The organism is Streptomyces yaizuensis, assembly GCF_034961445.1.
Classification (GTDB): Bacteria; Actinomycetota; Actinomycetes; order Streptomycetales; family Streptomycetaceae; genus Streptomyces; species Streptomyces yaizuensis.
In genome coordinates this window covers 216,953-240,479 of the sequence record NZ_BSBI01000012.1, presented here as the reverse complement: position 1 = coordinate 240,479, position 23,527 = coordinate 216,953, and the positions used below count along the sequence as shown (strand labels likewise).

Annotated in this window: 16 protein-coding genes; 9 read left to right on the top strand and 7 right to left on the bottom strand. The window is 76.2% G+C overall.

The window, feature by feature from the left end:
* Positions 1-13: 13 nt before the first annotated feature.
* Together SYYSPA8_RS26910 and SYYSPA8_RS26905 are read right to left on the bottom strand one after the other, a co-directional pair.
* Positions 14-3,808, bottom strand: coding sequence for an nSTAND1 domain-containing NTPase (locus tag SYYSPA8_RS26910; protein WP_323449917.1), 3,795 nt, complete (start codon positions 3,806-3,808; stop codon positions 14-16).
* A 186-nt stretch (positions 3,809-3,994) separates the two neighbouring features.
* Positions 3,995-4,654, bottom strand: a complete 660-nt coding sequence (locus tag SYYSPA8_RS26905) for a hypothetical protein (protein WP_323449916.1) — start codon at positions 4,652-4,654, stop codon at positions 3,995-3,997.
* A 480-nt stretch (positions 4,655-5,134) separates the two neighbouring features.
* Between SYYSPA8_RS26905 and SYYSPA8_RS26900 the strand changes: the two genes are divergently transcribed.
* The 9 genes from SYYSPA8_RS26900 (at position 5,135) to SYYSPA8_RS26860 (ending at position 14,920) form a co-directional block, all read left to right on the top strand.
* Positions 5,135-6,148: a threonine/serine dehydratase gene (locus SYYSPA8_RS26900; protein ID WP_323449915.1), complete on the top strand. Its 1,014-nt coding sequence runs from the start codon at positions 5,135-5,137 to the stop codon at positions 6,146-6,148.
* A gap of 461 nt (positions 6,149-6,609) precedes the next feature.
* On the top strand, positions 6,610-6,885 hold the full coding sequence (locus SYYSPA8_RS26895; RefSeq protein WP_323449914.1) for a chorismate mutase: 276 nt from the start codon (positions 6,610-6,612) through the stop codon (positions 6,883-6,885).
* A gap of 169 nt (positions 6,886-7,054) precedes the next feature.
* The gene (locus tag SYYSPA8_RS26890; protein ID WP_323449913.1) at positions 7,055-7,477 is read left to right on the top strand and encodes an MmpS family transport accessory protein; all 423 of its coding nucleotides are present in this window, start codon (positions 7,055-7,057) and stop codon (positions 7,475-7,477) included.
* 331 nt (positions 7,478-7,808) lie between these two features.
* Positions 7,809-8,837, top strand: coding sequence for a 3-oxoacyl-ACP synthase III family protein (locus SYYSPA8_RS26885; protein WP_323449912.1), 1,029 nt, complete (start codon positions 7,809-7,811; stop codon positions 8,835-8,837).
* Positions 8,834-9,628 carry a glycosyltransferase family 2 protein gene (locus tag SYYSPA8_RS26880; protein WP_323449911.1) on the top strand — a complete coding sequence of 265 codons (795 nt, stop codon included), beginning with the start codon at positions 8,834-8,836 and terminating at the stop codon, positions 9,626-9,628. The genes SYYSPA8_RS26885 and SYYSPA8_RS26880 overlap by 4 nt, the downstream gene beginning before the upstream one ends.
* Positions 9,628-11,100, top strand: a complete 1,473-nt coding sequence (locus SYYSPA8_RS26875) for a class I adenylate-forming enzyme family protein (protein ID WP_323449910.1) — start codon at positions 9,628-9,630, stop codon at positions 11,098-11,100. The genes SYYSPA8_RS26880 and SYYSPA8_RS26875 overlap by 1 nt, the downstream gene beginning before the upstream one ends.
* Positions 11,097-11,864 carry a glycosyltransferase gene (locus SYYSPA8_RS26870; protein ID WP_323449909.1) on the top strand — a complete coding sequence of 256 codons (768 nt, stop codon included), beginning with the start codon at positions 11,097-11,099 and terminating at the stop codon, positions 11,862-11,864. The genes SYYSPA8_RS26875 and SYYSPA8_RS26870 overlap by 4 nt, the downstream gene beginning before the upstream one ends.
* 79 nt (positions 11,865-11,943) lie before the next feature.
* On the top strand, positions 11,944-13,062 hold the full coding sequence (locus SYYSPA8_RS26865; protein ID WP_323449908.1) for a cytochrome P450: 1,119 nt from the start codon (positions 11,944-11,946) through the stop codon (positions 13,060-13,062).
* Positions 13,063-14,005: 943 nt separating this feature from the next.
* On the top strand, positions 14,006-14,920 hold the full coding sequence (locus SYYSPA8_RS26860; protein ID WP_323449907.1) for an NAD-dependent epimerase/dehydratase family protein: 915 nt from the start codon (positions 14,006-14,008) through the stop codon (positions 14,918-14,920).
* 34 nt (positions 14,921-14,954) lie between these two features.
* Here the strand turns inward: SYYSPA8_RS26860 and SYYSPA8_RS26855 are convergent, their stop codons facing one another.
* From SYYSPA8_RS26855 to SYYSPA8_RS26835, 5 genes are all read right to left on the bottom strand, one after another.
* Positions 14,955-16,760, bottom strand: a complete 1,806-nt coding sequence (locus tag SYYSPA8_RS26855; protein ID WP_323449906.1) for a serine/threonine-protein kinase — start codon at positions 16,758-16,760, stop codon at positions 14,955-14,957.
* Between the two features lie 91 nt (positions 16,761-16,851).
* Positions 16,852-18,096, bottom strand: a complete 1,245-nt coding sequence (locus SYYSPA8_RS26850; RefSeq protein WP_323449905.1) for a toll/interleukin-1 receptor domain-containing protein — start codon at positions 18,094-18,096, stop codon at positions 16,852-16,854.
* 3 nt (positions 18,097-18,099) lie between these two features.
* The gene (locus tag SYYSPA8_RS26845; protein ID WP_323449904.1) at positions 18,100-21,351 is read right to left on the bottom strand and encodes a hypothetical protein; all 3,252 of its coding nucleotides are present in this window, start codon (positions 21,349-21,351) and stop codon (positions 18,100-18,102) included.
* Entirely contained in the window at positions 21,348-22,490 is a 1,143-nt protein-coding gene (locus SYYSPA8_RS26840) for a hypothetical protein (protein WP_323449903.1), read from the bottom strand. Before SYYSPA8_RS26840 ends, SYYSPA8_RS26845 begins: the two co-directional genes overlap by 4 nt.
* Positions 22,487-23,467, bottom strand: coding sequence for an AAA family ATPase (locus SYYSPA8_RS26835; RefSeq protein WP_323449902.1), 981 nt, complete (start codon positions 23,465-23,467; stop codon positions 22,487-22,489). Before SYYSPA8_RS26835 ends, SYYSPA8_RS26840 begins: the two co-directional genes overlap by 4 nt.
* Between the last annotated feature and the right edge of the window lie 60 nt (positions 23,468-23,527).

The window sequence follows — 23,527 nt, the reverse complement described above, 5'->3', positions numbered from 1 at the left end:
CCCGGACCGGGGCTCAGCAGGTGTCGCGGTAGGGCAGGCCCGGCAGGTGCCGCCGCCACTCGGCGCGGGACAGCGGCGTACCCGCCCGCGCGCAGGCGGCCGCCGCCAGCGGGCCGGGGTGGACGTCGTGGCGGCGCGGGCCCGTGTGGCGACCGGCCGTGTGCAGGGTGCGGCCGTCCGGGGAGAAGGCGAGGGAGACGACCGGGTCGCCCGGGGTGGCGAGGGGGGTGCCCAGCGGGGTGCCGGACGCGATGTCCCACAGCTGCACGATCCCGGACATGCCCGCCACCGCCAGGACGTCCGCGTCCGGGGAGAACGCCATCACGGTCACCCCGGCGAAGGCGTCCGGAAGCGCGGCGCCGATCCGGATGCCCGGGAGCGCGGCGACCCGTTCGCGCAAGTCCCCGTCCCAGATGACGATCCGGTCGCCGCCGACGGCCAGGTACTCCCCCCGCCGGCTGAAGGCCATGGTGTAGAGGGAGTCGTCGCTCAGCGCGCGGTAGGAGACCCGGCCCGAGCGGGTGTCGACGACGAGGCCGCGGTCGGTGACGAGAGTCGCCCCGTCGGGCCGGACGATCAGGTCTCCCTGGGGCACGCGCAGTGCCCCCGTCCTGCGGGCCCGCCCGGGCCGGCTCACGTCCCAGATCTCCGTGGTGTCCGCGCCCATGGCGACGAACAGCCGGCGGCCGTCGGTGCTGAGCGCGTAGCCGACGATCCCCCAGGTCCCGCCCTGTGCCTCCGGCGGGATCTCCACCGTGGTGTGGATCCGGCGCCCGGCCACGTCCCAGACGGTGATGCGCTGCCGCTCGGGCCGCTCCTCGCCGTCGCTCTCGTCGCCCCCGTCGAAGGGCCAGGCTCTGCCGTACGCCAGGAACCGGCCGTTCCCGCTGAAGCGGAGGAAGTCGACACAGTCGGAGGCGTTGTACCTGGTCTCCCCGGCCGTCGGCCCCCACAGCTCCGGGTCGCTGACGCTGTCCTCCTCCTCCACCATGCGCGGTACGCACGGCGGCCCGGGCGGGCGGGCGGTGACCCGGGCGGTCCGGGTGTCGCGCAGGACCAGCCCTCGTTCCGCGCCGGTGAGCCTGAGCTGGGCGAAGGTCCGTCCGTCGGGGGAGAGCTGTCCGACGACCAAGGGGTCCTCGGTCCAGCGTGCGGTGAGGGCCTCCCCCAGCCCCAGCGAACGGACGTGTGTCCCTGAGCTGTTGAGGTATCGCACCGCCCGCGCGCCCGGGTCGAGGGTGACGTCGCTCGCCAGCTCGTTCACGAGAGCGTGGCGGAAGACCGGCGCTTCGGGCAGCGACAGCCGCCACAGCAGCATCTCGTCGGAGCTGACGGTGGTGAGGAAGGCCCCGTCCGGGCTGACCCGGGCCTGGATCACCGAGCCCGCCGACAGCTGGGGCAGTTCACGGTGCGATCCGAGGTCGAAGCGGCGGACACCGGAGCGGGTGGTGAGCAGGGCGACCCGCCCGTCCGGGGTGAGGGAGAGGCCGTCCGCGGCGCAGTGCCCCGTACGCTTCAGCCGCTTCACCCAGGGTGTGTGGAGCCTGGTCCGCGAGGCGACGTCCCAGATCTCCAGCGGGCGGGTGTCGGTGAAGCAGAGCCCCAGCCGCCGGCCGTCGCCGCTGAAGACCGCACTCGGCGGGGACTCCGAGTCCGCGGCCGTCAGCTTCCCCAGCGGCGCGCCGGTCCGCAGGTCCATGATCCGCAGGGAGACGTTCCCCTCCGCCTCCCCTGTCTCCACCACTGCCCGGCGGCTGTCGGGGGCGAAAGTGACGGCCAGGGCGTCACGGATCCGGTGGATCGTCCGTCCCGCTTCGACGTCCCACACCTCCGCCTCCGGGCCGCCCGGGAGGGCGAGGAGCCGGCCGTCGGGGCTGAGCACGGGATCCACCGCGTCCAGTAACTCCCCCGGGCCGGGCCGGGAGTGGGTCCGGCGGGAGGTGCGCAGGTCCCAGCGTTCGATGCGGTCGGGCTCCACGACCACCAGGCTCCGCCCGTCGGCCGTCAGATGGCGCGAGCCCTCGTCGGATCCGATCCCGGGTATCTCCAGGGCGTCCCGCTCGGGCTGGGCCACGGCGCCCAGCAGCGCGGAGCGGGTCTCGGTGGTGTCGGCGAGCCGCCAGGCGGCGATGGACAGCCGTACCGCCAGGCGTGGATCGCTGTGGCGCAGGCCCTCGGCGACCTTCGCGACCCGGCGGGCCTCGGCCTCGGTGTGCCGCCGGTCGCCGGTGCGGCTCTCCTGCCAGGCGACGGTGCCCGCGAGGAGCGCGAGGACGGCCACGGTGGCGAGGAGCGCGAACAGGGCGTGGCGGCGGCGGCGCTCGGTGGTGCGGGCTTCCCGGCCGGCGGTGAGGAAGGCGTTCTCCTCGCCGGTGAGGTGGGCCGGTTCGGTGAAGTACTCCTCGGCGGTGGCGAGGCGGGCGCCGCGGTAGAGGGCGCCCGGGTCCCGCCCCAGCTCCTGCCAGGTGCGGGCGGCCTCGGTGAGCAGCCGGTGGGCCCGGAGCCGGTCGCGGTCGGCCCGGACCCAGCCGGTGAGCCGGGGCCACGCGGTGATCAGGGCCTCGTGGGCGAGGTCGACGGTGTCGTCGTCGAGGGTGAGCAGCCGGGCGCGGGCCAGGTCGTCCACGACGAGTGCGATCTCGTCGGGGTCGCCGAAGCCGAGTTCGGCGCGTCTGACGGGCCGGCGGGTGTCGTCCGAGCCCTCGCCCGGGGCGATCAACCGCAGCAGCACCAGCCGGGCCAGCTCCCGCCGCTCCTCGGGCCAGCGGGCGAGGATGTCCTCCGCGGTCCGCGCGATGGCGCCGTGCGCGCCGCCGGCCGCCTCGTACGCGGCGACCGTGAGCGTACGGCCCTCGCGGCGGCGCCAGGTCTCGCGCAGGGCGTGGGAGAGCAGGGGGAGGCCGCCCGGCTCGTCCGCCACATCGGCGACCAGGCGGGCGGTCAGCTCCCGTTCCACGATCAGCCCGGCTCCCTGGGCGGGGCCGACGACGGCCTGGCGGAGTTCGGCCGGGGTCATGGGGCCCACGAGGAGCGCCGCGTCGGACAGGGCGTCGGCGAGCGCCCGGTGCTCCGCGCAGCGGGCGTAGAAGTCGGCGCGGACGGCGATGACGACCCGCAGTCGGCTGTCCGGGTCGCGGGCGGCGACGAGCCGGTCGATGAACGCGGCCCGCTCGGCGGTGTCCCGGCAGAGGGTGAAGACCTCCTCGAACTGGTCGACGACGAGGAAGGTGTCGCCGTCGCCTTCGGCGGGGACGAGCGCGCGTCCGCGGTCCCGCAGGGGGTGGGCCCCGGGGGTGAGGACGCGCAGCGTGACGAGGCCGCTGCCGGGGGCGCGCAGCAGGGGTACGAGTCCGGCGCGCAGGAGGGAGGACTTGCCGCTGCCGGAGGGGCCGAAGACGGCGGCGAACCGGTGTTCCCGGACGAGCCCGCCGGCCGCTGTCACCAGGGGGCCGCGCCCGAAGAAGCGTTCGCTGTCGGTCGGTTCGAACCGGGCGAGCCCCTGGTAGGGGGATTCCTCCCCGCTGTCGTCGGCCGCCTGGGCGGCCAGTTCCTCACGCACCTGCTGCCACCGGCTCTTCCATTCGGCGCGGTCGCCCCCGCACGCCTCGGCGTAGGCCAGGGCCACCGCGAGGCTCGGGAACCGCTCTCCGGCCGCGGCCTGGGAGAGCGTGGTCAGGGAGAAGGGGACCCGCCGGGACATCTGCCGGTACGTGGGGCCGCCCGCTTCGCGGCGCAGCTTCCGCAGTTCGAAGGCGAACCGCTGTACGGGACCCCCGGTGGGGTCGACGGGTAACTCGGGACGTCCCATCGGCTGGCCTCTCCTCCGCTGTGGCCCGATCACGCTAGAAGCGGGCGGCGAGGCGCCGCAACTCCTGTGGATGACGGGCGTGTTGGAGGGAGATGGCCGGGGGACGGGTGGGGCCCGCAGGGATGGGTGGGGCCCGGGGGGACGGGGGTGCGGAGGGCCGCCGTCGGGGCGGCCACCGCGCTCCTGTCACCACTGGCAGTGGACGTCGACGCGGTGTGCGCTGTCGATCGTCGGCCCGAGCACCATCCGCCCGCCGAGCCGGGTGCAGGTCCGCAGGAACTTTCTCGCCCTGGCGAGGCCCTGGCCCGAGGGGGAGACCCGCGAGCCGTCGATGGCGTCGGCATCGAGCGCCCGCCCCTCGTCGTGGGCCGGGTCGGGTGAGTGGGTGCTGCCGGCGATCAAGGTGACCCGGAAGGTGAAGCCCTTGGAGGCGTTGAGCTTGTGCAGGGCGTTCAGCCTCACGCGGTTCAGCCGGTCCTTCTTGGCGCGCGCAGGGGCGAACCTGCTGGTGTTCGCGGCCTTGTCCGTCGCCGAGTGCTTGATGCCGGCCTGCGCGGTGGACCCCTTGTCCTGGGAGGCGCTCGCATGGACGTTCGGCAGGCTGATGCCGTCGTTCGCGAGGATCTTCTCCGCCGGGGACTTCGCCGGGGGGACCTCGGCGGGGGCGGTGGCCCGACCGGGGTCCCACGCGTCGGCCGACACGCCGGTCGGTCCATCGGCCGACGCGCCACCTGGTCCGTTGGCCGGTCCATCGGCCGGTCCATCGGCCGACGGGGGCAGGGTGGCTCCGGTGATGAGCGACGCGGTGAGGACGGCGGTGGCGGCGAGGAGCCTGGTGTTCTTCATGAGGGTGCCCTGCTTTCTGTGCCGGGAAAGGGCGACGGAGGTACGGGAGCGGGACGGGGCCGCGCGGCGCGGTGGTGTACCGGGGCGTCCATCGCGGAACGCACGCCGGGCGCCGGTCCCCCACCGGCCGCCTTTCGAGCGGCGGCCGGTGGGGCGCTCCCCCGTTCGTCACCGACTTCACCAGTGGCCGGGTTGTTCGGAAACCCAGGTCAGAAGGCCGAACAAAGTCGACGCGGCCGGGTGGGACCGGGGCGGGAGCGGCACGGCCCGGTCCCGCCCGAATCCACGCCTCGGGAAATGAGGGGAAAGGAGGGGGGGAGGAGAGGAAGGCAGCGGGAAGGGAGAAGGGGGAGAGCAGGGTCACGGCCTCCGGCCTGCCCCGGAGGCACCCGTTCCGGGTACCGTCCGCAGCACGGGCCCCGGCCCGCCCGCCGCCGGCCGGCCACCGCCCGGTCCCGACCACCGCACAGGAGCGACCACGTGCACGACCTGACCTACGGCGACATCAAGACCGCGGCCCACCGGATCGACGGGCACGTCCGGCCCGTCGCCCTCGCCCGGCTGGACCCCGGCTCCGACCCCGGCCCCACCGGCGGGGACGGGGCACCGGCCGACCCTCGGTCCCGGGCGGCCGGCGAGGTCTGGCTCGCGCTGGAGTACATGCAGCACACCGGCAGCTTCAAGGCGCGCGGCGCGCAGAACTTCCTCCGGGCGCACCGTGACGCCGGCACCCTCCCCGCGGCGGGGGTGACCATCGCCTCCGGCGGCAACGCCGGTCTGGCCTGTGCCTGGGCCGCCCGGCGGCTGGGCACCACCGCCACCGTCTTCCTGCCCACCACCGCTCCGGCGGTGAAGGTCGCCCGGCTGCGCGCGTACGGCGCACAGGTGCGGCTGACCGGCACCGAGTACGCCGAGGCGCTGGCCGCGTGCGAGGACTTCGCCGCCGAGACGGGGGCGCTCGCGTCGCACGCCTACGACCATCCGCTCATCGCGGCCGGCGCCGGGACGCTCGTGGAGGAGATCCTGCGGCAGGTCCCCGGCCTGGACACCGTCGTCGTCTCGGTCGGGGGCGGCGGGCTGTTCGCGGGGGTGGCCACGGCGGCGGCGCACCACGGGATCCGTACGGTGGCCGTCGAACCGGAGAACTGCCGCGCGCTGAACGCGGCGCTCGCGGCGGGCCGTCCCGTGGACGTCCCCGTCGACTCGGTCGCCGCCGACTCCCTCGGCGCCCGCCGGGCCTCCGCCATGGCCCTGCACGCGGCCCAGCGGGACCTGGTGCGCTCGGTCCTGGTGCCGGACGCCGCGATCGTCGCCGCCCGCCAGGCGCTGTGGGACGACCACCGGGTGGTCGTGGAGCACGCCGCGGCCACGGCCCTGGCCGCCCTGACCGCGTCGCCGGGCCCGGTGGCCCTGCCCGGCGGGGGCGAGAAGGTCGCGGTGATCCTCTGCGGCGCCAACACGGACCCGGCCGGGCTCGCGCAGACGGACCACTGACACCAGGGCACCGGGCACCGGGCACCAGGCGGTGGGCGGTGGTCCACCGCGCCCGGGGAGGGCGCGCCCGCGCGGAGGGGTACGCCGAGGCCGCCGACGCCCTCCGGGTGCACGCGGCACCGGACCGCCGCCCCCGGGTGGGACCCGCGCCCGCGCCACCCGGCTCCGACACCGGACCGGTCCGCACGCGCGAGCGGACGGCCGCCGGGCATTCCGGTGGTCCGGGACCGGCGGCCACAAGACGGGGAACGTGCCCGGCGGGATCCGCGGGACACGGCCCGGGGCGCGGCTACCTGACAGACCACCGGCCGGTCCCGCGCGCCGGGGCCCCGTGGGGGTGACACTCTCCTGATGGCCGCTCGCGGCTCCCCGGCCGCCGTGCCCGCCGGGACGGCGCCGCGCCGGGGACCGGCCGTGAGCGTCCGCCCGTACACCGGCCCCGAGTGAGAAGGTGAACCCCCATGTCCCGACCGTCACCGGCCGGCGCCCGCAGTCAGCGGGCGCACCTGGCCCATCTGGACCACTCCATCATCGCCCTCATCCGGCAGCGCACCGAGATCTGCCTCGAACTCGCCGCGCTGCGCCGCGCCGAAGGAGGGCCGGCCATCGAGCTGGCCCGGGAGAACGAGGTCCTGCGGCGCTACCACGACGCGCTCGGCCCCTCCGGCACCTCGGTGGCGCTGCTGCTGACGGAGTTGGGCCGCCGGGCGGAGGGAGCGGTCCGGGCCGTGGAGTGACGCCCGGCCCGCGTCGGAGGCGGAGCGCGGGGGACGGAACGCGGGTGGCGGAACAGGGGAGGCGGAGCAGGAAGCGGAACCCCGTCCACCAGCCCGAATGCGGTTTGACTTTTATCAAGTCTTTACGGTTATGTGCGGATCACTGTTCCAGCACATCGGGGGTCGCACCATGCGCCGTTCCATCCGTACCGCCGCCGTCGCGGTCTCTGCCGTCGGTCTGGTCTTCGGGCTCTCCGCCTGTTCCGAGGTCGAGAAGAAGGCCGTCGACGCGGTCGACAAGACCGTCAACGAGGAGTACGAGGTCACGTACGAGGTGACCGGCAAGAGCGTCGAGGCCATCACCTTCACGGGCGGCGGTGGCACGGCCGCCTCCCCGAAGATCGAGACGGTGGACAACCCCACGCTGCCGTGGACGAAGACCGTCAAGCTCAAGGGCATCATGGCCCCGGTGGTGACGCCGGTCGCCGTGGACCTCACCGGTGCCGCCGAGGTCACCTGCAAGATCGTCTACAAGGGCAAGGCCCTCGACGAGAAGTCGGGCAAGGGCATCGGCGCCACGGGCTGCAACGCGATGTCCCCGCTCGCCCCCTGAGCGACAGCCCCACCGGGCACCCGGACCCCCTGAACGGGCGGTCCGCGCACGGCGCCGGAAGCGGAATCCCCTGCGGGGGCAGGCCGCTTCCGGCGCCGTCGCCGTTCCCGGACGGGTCGGCGGCGCAGCAGGCCCGCGTAACCCCGTACAGCCGGACCGGGTACCCCGTGCGGCCGGTCCGAGTACCGCGTACTGCCACGGGCCCTGAGTACCCCGTACCGCCACACTCCCCGAGTACCCCGCCCCGACCAGCGTCTTCGCCTTTTGCTCAGCCGTACTTGAGTATCCGTGCTCACGCCGCGGCCACGAACGCGGCCATAGCCTCCGGGACATGCACAGACAGAGCAGTGCCGACGGCGGCCCGGTCCGCGTCGGTATCACGGGGGTCGGCTCCTGCCTTCCCGGCGGGGTGATGGACTCGGAGCGGCTGCGGCAGCGGGTGGCCGCGGGCAGCGGACTGCCGCTGCCGCGGGGGATCTTCGAGCGGGCGACCGGCATCCGCAGCCGCCGGGTCGCGGCGGCCGGCGAGTACGCGTCGACCCTGGCCACCGGGGCGGGACGGGCCGCGCTCGCGGACGCCGGACTCGACCCCCTCGACATCGACCTGCTGGTGTTCGCCTCCGCCAGCCGCGACCTCGTCGAACCGGCCACCGCGCACATCGTGCAGGACGCGCTCGGCAGCCGGGCGCACGCGCTGGACGTCTCCAACGCCTGCAACAGCTTCGTCAACGGCGTCGACCTGGCCCGCGCCATGATCCTCGCCGGGCGGGCCCGCCGGGCCCTCGTCGTCACCGGCGAGACCCCGAGCCGGGCCGTCCGCCACGACCCGGCGGACCTCGCCGCGTTCCGGGCCGGTTTCGCGGGCTACACCTTCGGCGACGCGGGCGCCGCCGTGGTCCTGGAGCCCGTGGACCGGGGCGGCGTCCTCGACATCGACACCGAGACCCACTCCGGGCACTGGCGGGTCGGCGGGATACCCGGCGGCGGCTCCCGGCTGCCGCGCGGCGACGAGCACACCTACTTCCACGGCGACGGCCGCGAGCTGCGGGACGTCTTCGAGAAGGTCGGGACCGCCGTCCTGGACCGGGTCCGGCGGCGCAACCGCCTGGAGTGGACCGATCTGCGCCGGGTCCTGGTCCACCAGGTGACCATGCCCTATCTGGAACGGTTCACCGAGCTGACCGGCGTACCCGCGGAACGGCTCGTGGTCACCGTCCCCGAGCTGGGCAACGTCGCCAGCGCCACCCTCGGGGTGCAACTCGACCGGATCCGGGGCGAACTGGACCCCGGCGACAAGGTCCTGTTCGTCGGACTCGGCGGCGGCGTCAGCATCATGACCCTGCTGTGGGAGGTCTCATGACCGGCCCCGGCTCCCGGCCCGGATCCGGCCCGGCGAGCGACGCCGCGGCCGCCGGCCGGCTGTGGGTCGTGGTCCCCGCCCACCAGGAGGCCGCGCGCATCGGCGACACCCTCACCGCGCTGGCCGCCCAGCACGACACCGACTTCACCCTCGTCGTCGTCGACAACGCCTCCACCGACGCCACCGCCGACATCGCCCGCGCCTTCGCCGCCGGCGCCCCCTTCCCCGTCCACGTACTGCACGAACCCGACAAGGGCGTCGGCTGCGCCGTCGACACCGGATTCCGGTACGCGATGCGCCACGGGGCGCGGCTGCTCGCCAGGACCGACGCCGACTGCCTGCCGCGCCCCGGCTGGACCGCCGCCGCGCGCGCCGCGCTGAGCGGGGGCGCGGGCCTGGCCTGCGGGCGGATCGCCGCCCGCCGCGACGAGCACGGACCGCTGGGCCGGGCCGGGTTCCACGCGCTGGTGTCCACCGCCGCGTTCTTCGGCCGCATCCGCCCCGCGCACCGGCGCGCCCACGGCTATCTCGCCCCGTACCGGATGCACGCGGGCAACAACATGGCCATCACCGCGCGGCTCTACGACGCCGTCGGCGGCATGCCGCGCCGCCCCTCCCCCACCGACCGGCTCTTCCTCAACCGGGTGCGCCGCCGCACCACCGCGATCGTCCGGGTCCGCGACATGGTCGTGGAGAACTCGACCCGGCGGCTGTCCGTGTACGGGATCGTCGGCACCGCCCGCTGGTACCTCGACCGGGGTCCCGGCCGCCACGGGGAGGACCCCCGCTGATGTTCGACGCACTCGACCACGCGCTGCGGCGCGGCAAAGGCCGGCCCGCCGTGCTCGGCACCACCCGCACCGGGGCCCCGCGCACCCGGGCGACCTGCGCCGACCTCGTGGCGCTCGCCGACGGCTGGGCCGCCGCGCTGCACGCCCGGGGCCTTCGGCCCGGGGACACGGCCGGTGTCGCCGTCCGGCCCGGCCCCCGCGCCCTGGCCCTCATGCTCGCCCTCGACCGGCTGGGGGTACGGGCCGCCGTCCTCGATCCTGGCGCGGGCCCCGAGGTGCTGCGGGCCCGTCTCGCGCTGGCCCGCCCCTCGCTGGTCCTCGCCGACGCCACCGCGCAGGCCGCCGCCGGCTGGGCCCGGCCGCTCGCCCGCCGGGCCCGGCTCGCCCTGCCCGACCTGGCGGAGCTGGGGCCCGTGGCCACGGTCGGCCCCCGGCTGCCCGGCTGCGCTCCCGCGCTGGAACGCGTCGCCGGGGCGCCGCCGCGCCGGGTCGACGAGGACGGCGACGCGGTCGTCGTCTTCACCTCCGGGACCACCGCCCGGCCCCGGGCCGTGGTGCACACCCGCTCCTCCCTCGCGGCCGGCCTGGCCTCCGTCGCCGATCTGGTGCGGCCCGCCGCCGGACACCCCGTGCTCGGCGGCACCTTCTTCGTCCTGCTGCCGTCGCTGGCGAACGGCGCCCCCGTGGCGCTGCCCGCCCGTACGCCCCGGGCCCTGGCGCGACAGCTGCGCCGGCTCCAGCCGCAGGCGACCTATCTGACACCGCCGCAGCTGCGGGCCGCGCTGTCGGCGGGGGCCCGGTTCACCGGACGCGTGTGGACCGGGTCCGCCCCCGCGGGCGCCGATCTGCTCACCCGGGTACGGGCGGCGGGCGCCGCGGAGGCGTGGGGCGTGTACGCGCTGACCGAGCTGTTCCCGGCGGCCGCCGTCGAGCAGGCGGAGAAGGCCGCGTTCACCGGCGCGGGGGATCTGGTCGGCCGCCCACTGCCCGGGGTCACGGCCCGTACCGCGCCCTCCGGCGAACTCCTGCTGTCCGGGCCCGCCGCCCGCCACCGCTACCTGGGCGACGCCCCCGAACCGTGGGTGTCCACCGGCGACCGGGCCCGCCTCGACGGCGACGGACGGATCGTGCTCGCGGGCCGCTGCAAGGACATGGTGCTGCGGCGCGCGGAGAACATCTACCCGGGGCTGTACGAACCCGCCCTGCACGTCGCGGGCGTCGACCTCGCCCTGCTGGTGGGCGTGGACACAGGCGACGGGGACGAACGCCTGGTCGCCGTCGTGCAGCCGGGCCCGGGCGCCGACCCCCGCCGGGTACGGGCCGCGCTCGCCGCGCCCCTGGAGCGGATGGGGACCGCCCGCCCCGACGCGGTGCTGCTGGCCGAGGTCCCCCTCGCCGGCCGGTCCCGCAAACCGGACCGCGCGGCGGCCGCCCGGCTCGCCGCCGACCGGCTGGGGGCGCGGCTCCGATGACGGACACCCGGCCGCTGTGGGCGGTGGTCCCCGCGTACGACGAGGAACGGGGGCTGCCCGCGACGCTCGCCGCCCTCGCCGCGCAGACCGACACCGGCTTCACCCTGGTCGTCGTGGACAACGCCTCCACCGACGCCACCGCCGACATCGCCCGCGCCTTCGCCGCCGGCGCCCCCTTCCCCGTCCACGTGGTCCACGAGCCCGAACGGGGCACCGGCTGCGCGGCCGACACCGGATTCCGGTACGCCATCGCGCGGGGCGCGGCCCTCCTCGTCCGCACCGACGCCGACTGCCTGCCGCACCCCGGCTGGATCGCCGCCGCGAAGGCCGAGTTCGCCCGGGGCACCGAGATGGCCTGCGGGCGGAGCGTCCCGCGCCGGGACGAACACCCCACCGCCGCCCAGCGGTACCTCCTGCCCGCCGTGATCCGGGCGACCGCGCTGTACGGGCGCTACCGGCGGGCCCACCGGGATCCGCGCTACCGGGCCCCGTACGTCCTCTGCCACGGGCACAACATCGCCATCACCGCCGGCCTGTACGAGCGCTGCGGCGGCACGCCCCGGGTGCCCCTCCAGGGGCCGCCGGAGGACGTGGTCCTGCTCAACCGGGCCCGCGAGCACAGCGACCGCGTCGTGCGGGCCGAGGGGCTGGTCGTCCAGGCGAGCCTGCGGCGGCTGCGGACGTGGGGCGCGCGGCGGACGCTGCTGTGGTCCTGGGACCGGCGCTACCGGCCCGCCGACGTCCGTGAGGTCCACATCCGGTGACCCACCGGTCGCCGCCGTCCGTCCCACTCCGGTTTCCGCATCCGTTCACCAGATCCACGAGAGCACAAGGCGCCCCTCCATGAACCGTACCGATCCCGTCCGGGCCGCTCGGCGGCGTGACCGCCGCGTCTACACCCATGCGCACCCGCTGCTCTTCGCCCTGCTCGCCGCCGGGCGACGACGGCCCGTGGTGCGGGTGGGGCGCACCGTGCTGGTGCACGGGACGGACGCGTACCGGGAGGTGCTGACCCGGGTGCCGCTGGACCGGGAGGCGGCGGGGACGACCGGTGGCGCCGTGCGTGAACTGTCCGGCGGCGGAGGGCTGTTCGACCAGGAGGGCGCCGGGCACCGGGAGTCCCGCAGGGCGGTACTCGAAGGTCTCGGGGCGGCCGGGGTGGAGCGGTTGCGCCCCGTCTGGCAGGAGGTGCTGGTGCGGCGGCTGGCCCCGCTCGGGGACGGCCGGCCGGTGGATCTGGTGGCGCTGGCCCGCGAGGTGTCGGGGGCGACGGTCCGCGCACTGCTGGGTGTCGGCGCGGAGCCCGGCGCCGTGGCCGACGCCGCCGCCCGTGCCGCCGCGACGGCCGTACGCGACCATCTGCCGGGCCCCCGTCGCCCCGGCGCCGCGCGGGCGGCGGCGTCGGCCGCCGCCCGGCTGACGGAACTGCTCGCACCGGGTGGCGGGGACGGGGAGGATCCGGACGCGGGGCTGCGGGCGATGTTGGCGGTCGCCACCGTCAACACCACGGTCGCGGCGCTGCCGAGGGCCGCCGCCTGGTGCGCCGACGCGGAGCTGTGGGAGCAGGCCGCCGACGAACGGCTGCGGCCCGCGCTCGTCGGCGAGCTGCTGCGGGTGACCGCCGCCTCTCCGGTGCTGCCGCGCGTGGCCGCCGCGGACGCCGTGGTCTGCGGCCGCCGGGTACGGGCCGGGGACCGGCTGCTCCTGGTGGCCCGGCACGCCGCACGGGCGCACCGGGACGCCCCCGACGCCCATGGCCCGGCGCGGCCCGGCGTCGCCCGTCTCGTGTTCGGCGCGGGCCCCCACACCTGCCCCGGCGCCCGCCTGGCCCACGCCCAGCTGGACGACCTGCTGGCGGCCCTGGCCCCGTACCGCCCGACGGTGGTCCGCTCCCGCGTGGACCGCCGCGCCGCCCTCCCGGGCTGGCGCACCCTCACGATCCGCGCGGGCGGGCCCCGGTGACCCCCCGGAACTCCCCCGCCGACCGGCACACACCGTTCATGCCGCTCGTGCCGCTCGTGCCGCTCGTGCCGTTCACACCGCGCGCACCGGGGGCCCGGTGACGGCCGCCCACCCGGGCCCGTGGACACCGGTGATCCGCCGGACCGCAGCGGTACCGGCAGTATCCGGCCGCCCGGGGATCCGGTCACCGGACCGCCGCCCCGCACCGACCCTCACGGAGCACCCGTGGCCGCCACCGCGAGAACCGGCGGACCGAACCACCCCGTCCACTGGCCCCCACCGACCCCTCGTCCGCACCGGCAGGGACACCGGCACCATCCGGCCGTCCGGAGACAGCGATGGCCGGAACCACCGCCCCGCACACGAGCCCCCTGCCCAACCCCCGCGTCGGCGCACCAGGCGGCGGCCCTCGGCAGCGCCGCGACCGTGGTGTTGACGGTGGCGACCGCGAGCATTGCCCGCAACCCCGCCCCGGCCGCCCGGTACGAGCAGTTCCGTCAGCCGAACGGCGGCCGACGCCGGGTGCCGCGCCGGCACCCAGCAGTGCGCGGACCGTCGCCCCCGACACCTCGCGGGCCGGCGCCACCAGGTCCACCGGCCGGCCGTCCCCGAGCGGGGCCAGCCGCCGCACCGACCCTCACCGAGCACCCGTGGCCACCACCGCGAGGACCGGCGGACCGAACCACCTCGCCCACTGGCCCCCCGTCCGCACCGGCAGCGGCACCATCCGGCCGCCCGGAGACAACGGTGGCCGGAACCACCACCCCGTCCACGGGACCCCCCGCCCGCACCGACCACACCGGAGGAACCGGATGACTATCCCGGCCCCGACCGCACCCCATGGACCACCGCCCGCGTTCCCCTCCGTACCGCACGGCCCGCGACCGGCGCGGCGCGCCGGACCGCCGGCGGCATGCGTCCCGTGCCGCAGCGGAGAGAGCCGATGACCACCGTGGCCGTCACCGGGGCCGCCGGGTTCTGTGGTTCCCACATCGCCGCCCTGGCGGCCGCCCGGGGGATGGACGTCGTCTGCGTGGGCCGGCGGCCGGGGCCCGTCGGGCGGCAGGTGTTCTGGGACGCCTCCGACGGTGTGCCCGATCTCGGGCGGGCCGATGTGGTGGTGCACTGCGCGGCGGCGGTCGGTGACCCCGTGCCCGGGTCGTCGGCGGAGGCCGCGATGCACACGGTGAACGTCGGCGGCACGGCCCGGCTGCTGACCGCCGCCGCCGGGCGGCCCGTCGTCTGGGTGAGCAGCGCCAGCGTGTACGCGCCCGCCGGGCCGGGGTCCCGGATCGGCGAGGACCACCCGGTGCGGGACCAGGTGAACGCGTACGGGCGGACCAAGGCCGCCGGTGAGGCCCTGGCGCTCGCGGCGGGCGCGGTGGTGCTGCGGCCGCGTGCCGTCTACGGCGACGGGGACCCGCATCTGGTGCCCCGGCTGCTCTCCCGGGTACGTGCCGGACGGCTGCTGCTCCCGGGCCGGGACGGCGAGTTGAGCCTGACGTCGGTGGCGAACCTCGCCGATGCCGCGCTGGCGGCGGCCGGCTGGCCGCCGGGCGCGTACAACATCGCCGACCCCGTCCCGTACCGCCGCGACCAGGCGATACGGGCGGTACTCGACGCCCATGGGGTACGGGCGCGGATCGGGTCGCTGCCGGAGCCGGTGGCCCGTGCGGTGGCGCGGGCGGCCGAGACGGCGGCCCGGCTGCGGCCCGGCCGTGAGCCGTGGCTGACCCGCTACGCCGTCGCCCAGCTCGCCCGGGGGGTCGTCCTGGACGTGTCCAGGGCCCGGGGGCGGGGCTGGCGGGCCCCGCACACCCTCGACGCGTATCTGCGGGAGGTGTCGCTCCGCCGCTGAACGACGTACGCGGGGCTCAGAGGGCCGGGCGCGCTCAGCCGGCGGGGTAGATATCGGTCACCTTGCCCTGCGGGTCGGCCTTCAGATAGCCGCTGCCGTACTTGTCCGACAGATAGAGGGAGAGTCCCGGCCCCGATCCGAGGAGGGTGTTGGGGTTGTCGACGGAGAGGTAGCGGGAGGTCGGGTTCTCCACCTTCAGCTCCTTCTCGGCCCGGCGCATCAGCCCGGGAAGCGCGTCCCAGTCGTACTCCGAGAGCCGTACGGCCTTGTGCATCGACATCATGGTGCCGCTCATCATCTCGTTCTCGCTGACGCCCTGACCGATCCGGTAGGTGTAGGAGTCGTACCGGTTGGTGCTGCCCTTGACGATGGTCTGGACGTTCGCGTACTCCGGGTACACGCTGAAGTCCGCCACCAGGTCGGTGCCCGCCTTCGCGGTCACCTCGCGGATGGCCAGCCGGATGCCGGCCGGGCTGAGCAGTGTCTGCGGCGGTGCGCCGGTCTCCGTGCCGCCGCTGCCGGAATCCGCCGTGTCCCCCGTGTTCGCTGTCTGCGGGGCGTCCGCGGCCGGTGCGGCGGGCGGGGTGGTCTTCCGTTCCGGGCGGGTGGAGCCGGAGCCCGGGGCCGGGGTGGATGCGGAGGCGGAGGGCTTTTCGGCCGCCTGGTTCGCGCCGTCTTCGGGCAGCAGCGACCACACCAGCACGCCGACGAGAACCGTACCGAGCACCGAGGCCGCGACCGTGGCACCGGCCCGCCGCCGCCCACCGGACTGCTGCTGCTGAGGCTGCGGATGGGCGGTCCGGGGGTCGGCAGCGCCCGCCCGGGGGCCCAGGTGCCGGGAGGCGTCCTGCGGTACCGCGTCGTACGGCGGGTACGGGTCCGGGCCGGTGAAGGGCTCGTACGCCGGCGGTGCGGGCGACACCGGCGGTCGCACGGGCGGCGGGGTCAGCCGGTAGGAGGTGGCCTCCGGTGCGCGCGGCGGGGGCGTGCTCTCCTCGCCGCGCAGCACGGCGGCGAGCATCCCGTCCACGGCCTCCGCGCCGGGCCGCGCGGCCGGGTCCCTGACCAGCAGGGCGGCGAGGAGTCCCGTCAGCGGCCCGGCGTTCGCCGGGGCCGGCAGGTCCTCGCTGAGCACGGCGGCGAGTGTGGCCATCGTGGTGGCCCGGCGCAGCGGGTGGTGTCCTTCGACGGCGACGTACAGCATCATCGCCAGCGACCACAGGTCGGCCCCGGGGCCGCCGTCGTCGCCGGTGATGCGCTCGGGGGCCATGTAGTCGGGGGTGCCGATCAGCGATCCGGTGGTGGTCAGCGCGGTCGACTCGCGGATCGCGGCGATCCCGAAGTCGGTGAGGACGGGCCGCCCGTCGGGCCGCAGCAGCACATTGGCCGGCTTCACATCGCGGTGCTGGATCCCGGCGGCGTGCGCGGCCCGCAGGGCCGCCAGCACCTCCCGGCCGAGGCGGGCCGCTTCGACGGGGGCCAGCGGGCCCCGGGCCAGGCGGTCCTGGAGCGAGCCGCCCGTCACCAGCTCCATCACCAGCCAGGGGTAGCCGCTGTCCCCGCTCTCGACGACGTGGTGGATCGTGACCACGTTGGGGTGCTCGACGCGGGCGAGGGCCCGCGCCTCCCGCAGCACGCGCTCCCGCAGGGTGCGCGCGCCCTCCGGGTCCTCCTCGGCCAGCAGCGGATCGGGCGGCCGGACCTCCTTCAGCGCCACCGCCCGGTCCAGGACCAGGTCCCGGGCGCGCCATACCGTTCCCATGCCGCCACCGCCGAGACGCGCCTCAAGCGCGAAACGTCCGTCGACGACCCGTTGTTGTGCGTTCTCCCCGCCGCTCATGGCGGGAGCTTACGAGACCGGTCGGACAGTGCGCGCGGCCCGGTCGCCCGGCGGACGGGCCGGTGCCCCGGCGGAGGGGCCGGGCGGGTCGTCAGGCGCGGAACCGCCGGTGGGTGCCGACCATGTCCAGCTCCTGCTCGTGGGTCATTCCCCGGAGCGCGAGCGGCCCGCCGGAGATGTCGGCGGCGGGCTGCGCCTGATGGGCGAAGAGGAAGAGCAGCCGGGGGAATTCGGTGAGCAGCGCCCGTACCAGGGACGGGTCGGGCCGCTGGTGCAGGACGACGGTGAAGGGCCCGGACTCGCTCTCGTGCCGGGCGAGGAGCCTGCGCAGGGTCTCGGCGTCGCAGGGCATCCCCATGGCGATCTCCTCGTACAGGAGGTCGCGGACGGCGGCCACGAGGCTCTCGGCGAAGCCTGTTCCGTCGGGGCGGGGCGCCGCCGTGCGGACCACCCAGGAGTCGGGGGTCTCGCCGGCCCTGCGTATGTACAGGTGCGGGGTCTCGCTGAGGGCGGCCCGCAGGAGGACGACCCGGTCGCCGCCGTCGTGGACGAGCCGGCGCAGGAGTTCGGCGTCGTCGCGGGGGACGCGGGCGAAGGGGACGACGAGGTCCACGATGTCGGCGCGGTGTTCCGGGGTCCGTACCTGCGGCAGGACGTGGGCGAGGGCCAGGCGCAGGGCGCAGGGGTCGCCGAAGGAGTCCACCGGGCGTTCGGTGAGGAGCCCCTGGGCGACGAGATGGCGGGTGTGGTCGGTGGCGTACGCGAGGGTCGCGAGGCCGAGTATGCCGGCGGTACGGGCGAGGGCGGCGTCGGAGACCTCGGTGAGCCGGCCGGCGACGTAGTCGGTGACCTCGGGGTGGCGGACCCCGCCGAGGCGTTCCACCAGGGGGCCGATGGTCCGGTCGAGCCGGGCGGGCGGTGCGGTGGGCCCGGCGTCGGCGGGCCAGTCGACCATGTCGAAGCGGCCGAGGTTCAGCTTCTCCAGCATGCTGCCGTCGAGGTGGCGCCGCCGGACGCCGGGCAGCAGCACCGGGAGGACCAGGTAGTGCCCGTTCGCGGCGTGTTCGGCGATGGCGACGGTCACCTCCTGGAGGACGTAGAAGGAGCCGAGGGCGTGCGGCGACAGCAGCAGGATCAGCCCGTGGCAGTTCTTGACGTGCCGCAGGACGGTGGGGTTCCACTCGTGGCCGCCCGCGAGGACGTGCCGGTCGACGACGGGTTCGCAGCCCCGGTCGCGCAGATGGTCCTCCAGCGCCAGCAGGTAGTCCCGGCAGTCGCAGCCGGCCTGGGCGCACGGGGACGAGCTGTGGCTGAGGAAGATCCGGGGGCGGTTCACCGTTCACTCCCCGGGCCCGTCGGCGCCGTGGCCGGGCAGCAGCAGGAACCAGCGGACGCCGAGGCCGGGGACGGCGGGTTCGGCGGGGGCGGTGTCGGCGCAGCCGACCGTGGTGCCGTCGAGCAGGTCGAGCAGGCGCAGGGGTCCTGCGGTGTGCAGTGCGGCGGGGGTGAGGGGGACGGTCGCGGGCCGGGTGGCGGAGTTGGTGAGGCACAGGACCGTCTCGTCGCCGTGGCCGCGCAGGACGCCGAGGAGTTCCGGCCGGTCGTACAGGAGGATCCGGCAGTCGCCCCGGGAGAGGGCGAGGTGGCCCCGGCGGAGTTCGAGGAGGGCGGCGATCCCGGGTTCGCGCAGCAGGTCGAGCGGGAGGCAGGGGGAGCCGGGCAGGCCGAGCAGGACGGCGGCGGCGAGCCGGCGCTGTGTCCCGGCCATCAGCTCGGGCAGGCAGTGGCCCCAGCGGGCGCGCAGCCCGGTGGAGTCCAGGGAGGACTGGGCGTCCATGAACTGGGCGCCGTAGAAGTGGAGGTCGGCGTCGCGGACGGCGCCGGCGAGCGCGGTGGCCAGGGAGGACGGCACGACCATGTCGCAGTCGTCGCCCCGGGCGCCCATGTCCTCCAGGTCGAAGAGGAGCACGGCGTGGGGGGCCTGGAGGCTCTTGCGGACGAGGATCCGTCCGTCGTAGCCGTCGAGGAGGTGGCGCAGGTCGCCGAGTTCCCGTGCGCCGATGTCGCTCGCGGCGCTGACGCGGATGCCGTCGGCGTCGTGGTCGAGCCAGCGGCGTACGCAGTCGAGGAGCCGGGCCTGCCGGGCGGGGTCGGCGGTGCCCGTGCCGTGGTCGCCGGGGTGCAGGTCCACCACGACCCGGACGCCGTGCCGGTGGGCCTCGGTCCGCAGGGCGGTGACCTCGTCGTGGTCCGCCGTGAGGCCGGCCTCGTCCAGTGGGGGCGGGGTGTAGGGGCCGACGACGAGGACGCGGACTCCGGCGGCGGCGAGACGGGGCAGCGCTCCCCGGCCCCGGCCCTGGCCCCGGCCCTTGTCCTCGCCCTGGTTCTCGCCCTGGTCCCGGCCCTCGTCCCCACCGGGGTCTCCGGCGAACAGGGAGGGGATCTCGGAGCGGTCGACCTCCGCGAGGACGCCTTCGCGGATCCAGTCGGGCACCAGGTCGTCGGGGGCGGGCTCCCGGGCCGGGGTCACCTGGTGGCGGCGGCCGTCCTCGCAGGTCAGCTCGGTGGGGCCGCCGCTGCCTGAGACGGCCCAGCCGCCGTCGGGGAGTGCGTGGACCCGGTCGGCGCAAAAAGCGAGGGGGATCTCCCGGGGCGGGCCCAGGTCCCGGCCGGTGGGCCAGACCAGGAGCCGGGTGTCGCCGCCGACGGCGGCGAGCCACCGCTCGTCGTCGCTGAGGGCGACTCCGGTGACCTGCCAGGGGGCGGTGCCGATGACCCGGTGTTTCCGGCTCCGGCCACCGGCCCGGATCCACAGCAGGACGGTGCCGTCCTCGCGGGCCCCGGCGACGGTCCGGGTGGGGCGGGCGTGGGCGGCGGTGATGTGCCGGGAGAGCCGGCGCGCACGGTTCCGGCCACGGGCGTGGTAGCTCAGCTCTCCGGCGGCTCCGAGGGCGACGAGGGCGGTGGGGGCGGTGAGACCGCTCCCGTCACGGACCGGCCACAGGTCCCGGGCGTCGGGGGCGGCGGGAAGGAGGCTGACCGATCCGGCGGCGGGGCCGAGGACCAGTCCGTCGCCGCTGATGAACACCCACACCAGCTCGGTGTCAGTGTCCCCGGCGAACCACATCCGCAGGCCCGCGTCCGCGGGCATACGGGTGCTGGAGCCGGTCTGCTCGGCCAGGGAGTACTCGTGGACCGCGTCGCCCTCGATCCACACCAGCCGGGTGCCGTCGCCGGACAGGGTCAGGGAGTCCCGGCGGGTACCGGACGCGGGCAGGGTGCCCGTGACCCGGCCGGCCCGGTCGTGCAGGGCGATCGCGCCGTCCGGCAGGAGCACCGCGTACCGGACGCCCGGCCCGTCCGGGTCACCGCCCGCGATCACGGTGGCGAGCGCGGTTCCGGGGTGGGCGACGCTCAGTACGGGGCGGCCCGCCGCATCGAGGCGCTGGAGGACGGTGAAGGGGAGTTCCAGGCGCTCCCGTTCACCGATTTCCAGCCGTACAGGTATGGCCGAAACGGGCCGGGGGGTGAGGGCACTCACCGCGTCCAGGCGGACCCGCCACAGGCCCCGGGCGCGCAGCGGGCGCGCGGTGGGAGCGGGCGGGCGGGTGAGCACCACCCCGCCGGAGCGGGCCTCGACGCCGATCAGCCGCTCCCGGTGGACGAGGGCGCGGGCCTCGGCGGTGGCTCCGGGGGGCCGCCGGTCGCCGCCCGGGTCGGGGGGCGGCTCCAGGCCGAGGCGTTCGGAGGAGGCGACCTGGATGCGCCAGGCGTCGTCGTGGCGCAGGACTCCGGCGGGCAGCCGGGGCAGATAGTGCAGGGCCCAGCGGCCGATGTCGTCGGCGTCGGGGCCGGACGCGGTGACGGCGGTCAGCACCCGCCGCAGTTCGCGGCCGACCAGCGCGCCGCTGTCGGCGGTGGGGAAGAGACCGGCCCACAGCAGCTGTTCGAACCAGCGCACCAGGGGGGCGGCTCCGCTGTGGGTCTCCTCGGTGAACGCCCGGACCGCCTCGGCGCGTTCCCTCGGCCCGCGCGCCAGGCGTTCGCGGAGCACCGTCGCGGCGCCGGGGTCCAGGAGCAGATGGTCGCCGGCCGCCTCGACGAGCGGGGAGAACCACAGATCCGCCTCCAGTCCGGCGGTGCTCCGGGGGAGGAAGCGGAGCCGGGCCCGGCGGAGGAAGGGGCGTTCGACTCCGGCGGCCAGGCACAGGCACTCGGCGAGGGCGACGATGTCGGGGCGCTCGCGGGCGAGTTCGGCGACGAGGACGGCAGCGGCGCTGTACGGGGGTGGGTGGTCCGCAGCGGAGTCCGACACGGGGGCCGGCGCGGAGTCCGGCGACGGATCAGGGTACGGGACGGGGTGCAGGACGGGGGCCGGCGCGAGGTCCGGCGCGAAGTCCGCCGCGAAGTCCCGCGCGAGGTCCGGCGCGAGGTCCCGCGCGAACTCCCGCACGAAGTCCGGCGCGAACTCCCGCACGAAGTCCGGCGCGAAGTCCCGCGCGAACTCCCGCACGAAGTCCCGCACGAAGTCCGGCGACAGATCGGAGTACGGGCCCAGCTCCTGCTCCGGGTCCGGGGGGTCTTCGCTCACGCCCGCTCCCGGGCCCGGCGCACCCGGGCGGTGATCTCGCGTGCGTGTCCCAGCGAGAGGGAGCGGTCGAGCGGTACGAGGGCCACGGTACGGCGGAGGGCGGCCGGGTAGTCGGTGTCCGGGTACGGGGTGAGGCAGACCACCGGACAGCCGGAGTGCGTCACGGAGTCGGTGAACCGCTCCCACTCGCCGGGGCGGGCGGCCGTGCGGCCGGTGAACGGCGGCCGCAGCCGCCCCAGGTCGGAGAAGAGGACCACAGGGGTACCGGGCTGCGGCGGCCGGTACGGCTCCCGGGTGAGCGGGTCGTCGCGGACCACGCCCCGCGCCGGGGTGCCCCGGAAGCGCAGCACCTCGACCCGGTCCCGGCCGGCGACGCTGGCGACCAGCTCCCGCAGCCAGTCGCGGTCGTCCTGGAAGGGCGCCATCCCCGGGCCGTGGTCCAGGAGCAGCTGGACGCCCCGCCGGGCGGTGAGCCGGGCCCTGCGCGGTACGGAGACGAGGGCGTTCTGCCGGGCCACCGAGCGCAGCAGGGCGCGTTCGTCGAACTCGCGGCTCTCGACGGGGGTGGAGACGGCCGCGACCGTCACGCCGCGTGCCCAGTCCCGGTTCCACGGCGGTTCGTGGGGCAGCGCGGTCGTGGTGGTGCCGGTGCGCCGCAGCAGTCCGGACGCGGACGGGCCGTCACCGCCGTCGTCACCGCCGTCGTCGCCGTCCCGGGCTGCCGTGGTGAGGGTGGTGCCGAGGAGGCCGTCGACGGGGGTGAGGGAGAAGTCCAGGGGCCGTTCGGCGAGCCGGGCGGCACGCTCCCCGGGGGTGGTGTCGGTGCGCTCCGGCCCGGGGGCGGGGACCGGCACCGGGGGCCGGGCCCCGGCGAGGGCCGGCACCGGCACCGGGTCGCGGGGGAGCGCGACGGGCGCGGGCCCGTCGGGCGCCGTCGGCCCGTCGAACTCCGTTGCCGGGGACGGGGGGACGGCCCGGGTGCCCACCGGTTCGGGCTCGCGTGTCCCCGGCCCGTCGGTAGTCCGTGGCGCGAAGCCGAGCAACCGGGCCACAGCGGCGGTGGACCGGGCGTCTGCGGGCCGCAGCACCGCAACCGCGCGCGCCAGGTCCCCGAGACAGACCTCCCCCCGTGGGCTCACCGCGCGGACTCCGGCCCGCCGCCGCGCCGCTTGCGCAGGGTGATCGCCTCCAGCTGCCGCCAGGCCGCCGAACCGGGCACCACACCGAGCTGGAGACACGCCTTGAGGGCGTCCAGGAACTCGGCGGTGCTGGGCCCGGTCGCGGGGTCGGTCATCTGCTCCCGTACCGCGAGGATGTGGTCGGCGACCCGGCCGGCGAGGTCGTCGTCGTACTCGCCGCGCAGATGGGTGCGGGCGACCCGCAGCAGATGGGCCCGGGTGGGCGGGGCGAGTTCGAAGACGACGCAGCGGCGGAGGAACGGCCGGGGCAGCTCGCGCTCGTCGTTGGTGGTGATGACGACGAAGGGGGCCAGGTCGGGGCGGGCGGAGACGTGCTTCCGCTCGTCCCACGGGACGGGGAAGGAGAGCGAACCCAGCGGCCCAAGCAGGCTGTTGGGCAGATCGGGGTCGGCCTTGTCGATCTCGTCGATGAGGACGACGGAGCGGCGGCCGGTGGCGGCGGCGAAGGCCCGCCACAGCGGCCCCTTGGTGTAGTAGCGCTCGATGTTCTCGTCCAGGCGCTGCGCCTGGGCGTCGTTGAGGCGCCTGAGGGCGTCGAACCGCCAGAGCAGGTCCTCGGGTTCGGTGCGGGCGGTGACGACGTGCGCGTGGTGTTCCCAGCCGAGGACGCGGGCCACATTGGGCGCGAGGGAGGACTTCCCCGATCCCGGCGGTCCGAACAGCAGCAGCGGGCGGCCGGTCTTGAGGGCCACGTTGACCGCGAGGACCACGTTCTCGTCGTCGAAGACGTAGACCTCGTCGTCGGTGGCGTACCCGTCGTCGGTGGCGCACTCGTCGTCGTTCGCGCTCGTCCGTCCGCCGTCGCCCGCAGGTCCGTCACTCGCAGATCCGTCACCCGCAGGTCCGGCGCCCTGTGGAGCGGCGGCGGTCACCCGGGGCCTCAGGGGGTCGAACTCCTTGGTGTACTCCAGTTCCACGGCTCTCCTCCACGGACCGGCGCACCCGGGCACCCGCGCGCCCACGTGTCCGGCCCGGCG

Excerpts from the sequence above, each read along its gene's own strand:
- SYYSPA8_RS26855 (WP_323449906.1), bottom strand. The coding sequence starts at position 16,760 with ATGAGCGGCGGGGAGAACGCACAACAACGGGTCGTCGACGGACGTTTC.
- SYYSPA8_RS26885 (WP_323449912.1), top strand. The coding sequence starts at position 7,809 with ATGCACAGACAGAGCAGTGCCGACGGCGGCCCGGTCCGCGTCGGTATC.
- SYYSPA8_RS26875 (WP_323449910.1), top strand. The coding sequence starts at position 9,628 with ATGTTCGACGCACTCGACCACGCGCTGCGGCGCGGCAAAGGCCGGCCC.
- SYYSPA8_RS26905 (WP_323449916.1), bottom strand. The coding sequence starts at position 4,654 with ATGAAGAACACCAGGCTCCTCGCCGCCACCGCCGTCCTCACCGCGTCG.
- SYYSPA8_RS26895 (WP_323449914.1), top strand. The coding sequence starts at position 6,610 with ATGTCCCGACCGTCACCGGCCGGCGCCCGCAGTCAGCGGGCGCACCTG.
- SYYSPA8_RS26870 (WP_323449909.1), top strand. The coding sequence starts at position 11,097 with ATGACGGACACCCGGCCGCTGTGGGCGGTGGTCCCCGCGTACGACGAG.
- SYYSPA8_RS26910 (WP_323449917.1), bottom strand. The coding sequence starts at position 3,808 with ATGGGACGTCCCGAGTTACCCGTCGACCCCACCGGGGGTCCCGTACAG.
- SYYSPA8_RS26865 (WP_323449908.1), top strand. The coding sequence starts at position 11,944 with ATGAACCGTACCGATCCCGTCCGGGCCGCTCGGCGGCGTGACCGCCGC.
- SYYSPA8_RS26880 (WP_323449911.1), top strand. The coding sequence starts at position 8,834 with ATGACCGGCCCCGGCTCCCGGCCCGGATCCGGCCCGGCGAGCGACGCC.
- SYYSPA8_RS26860 (WP_323449907.1), top strand. The coding sequence starts at position 14,006 with ATGACCACCGTGGCCGTCACCGGGGCCGCCGGGTTCTGTGGTTCCCAC.
- SYYSPA8_RS26890 (WP_323449913.1), top strand. The coding sequence starts at position 7,055 with ATGCGCCGTTCCATCCGTACCGCCGCCGTCGCGGTCTCTGCCGTCGGT.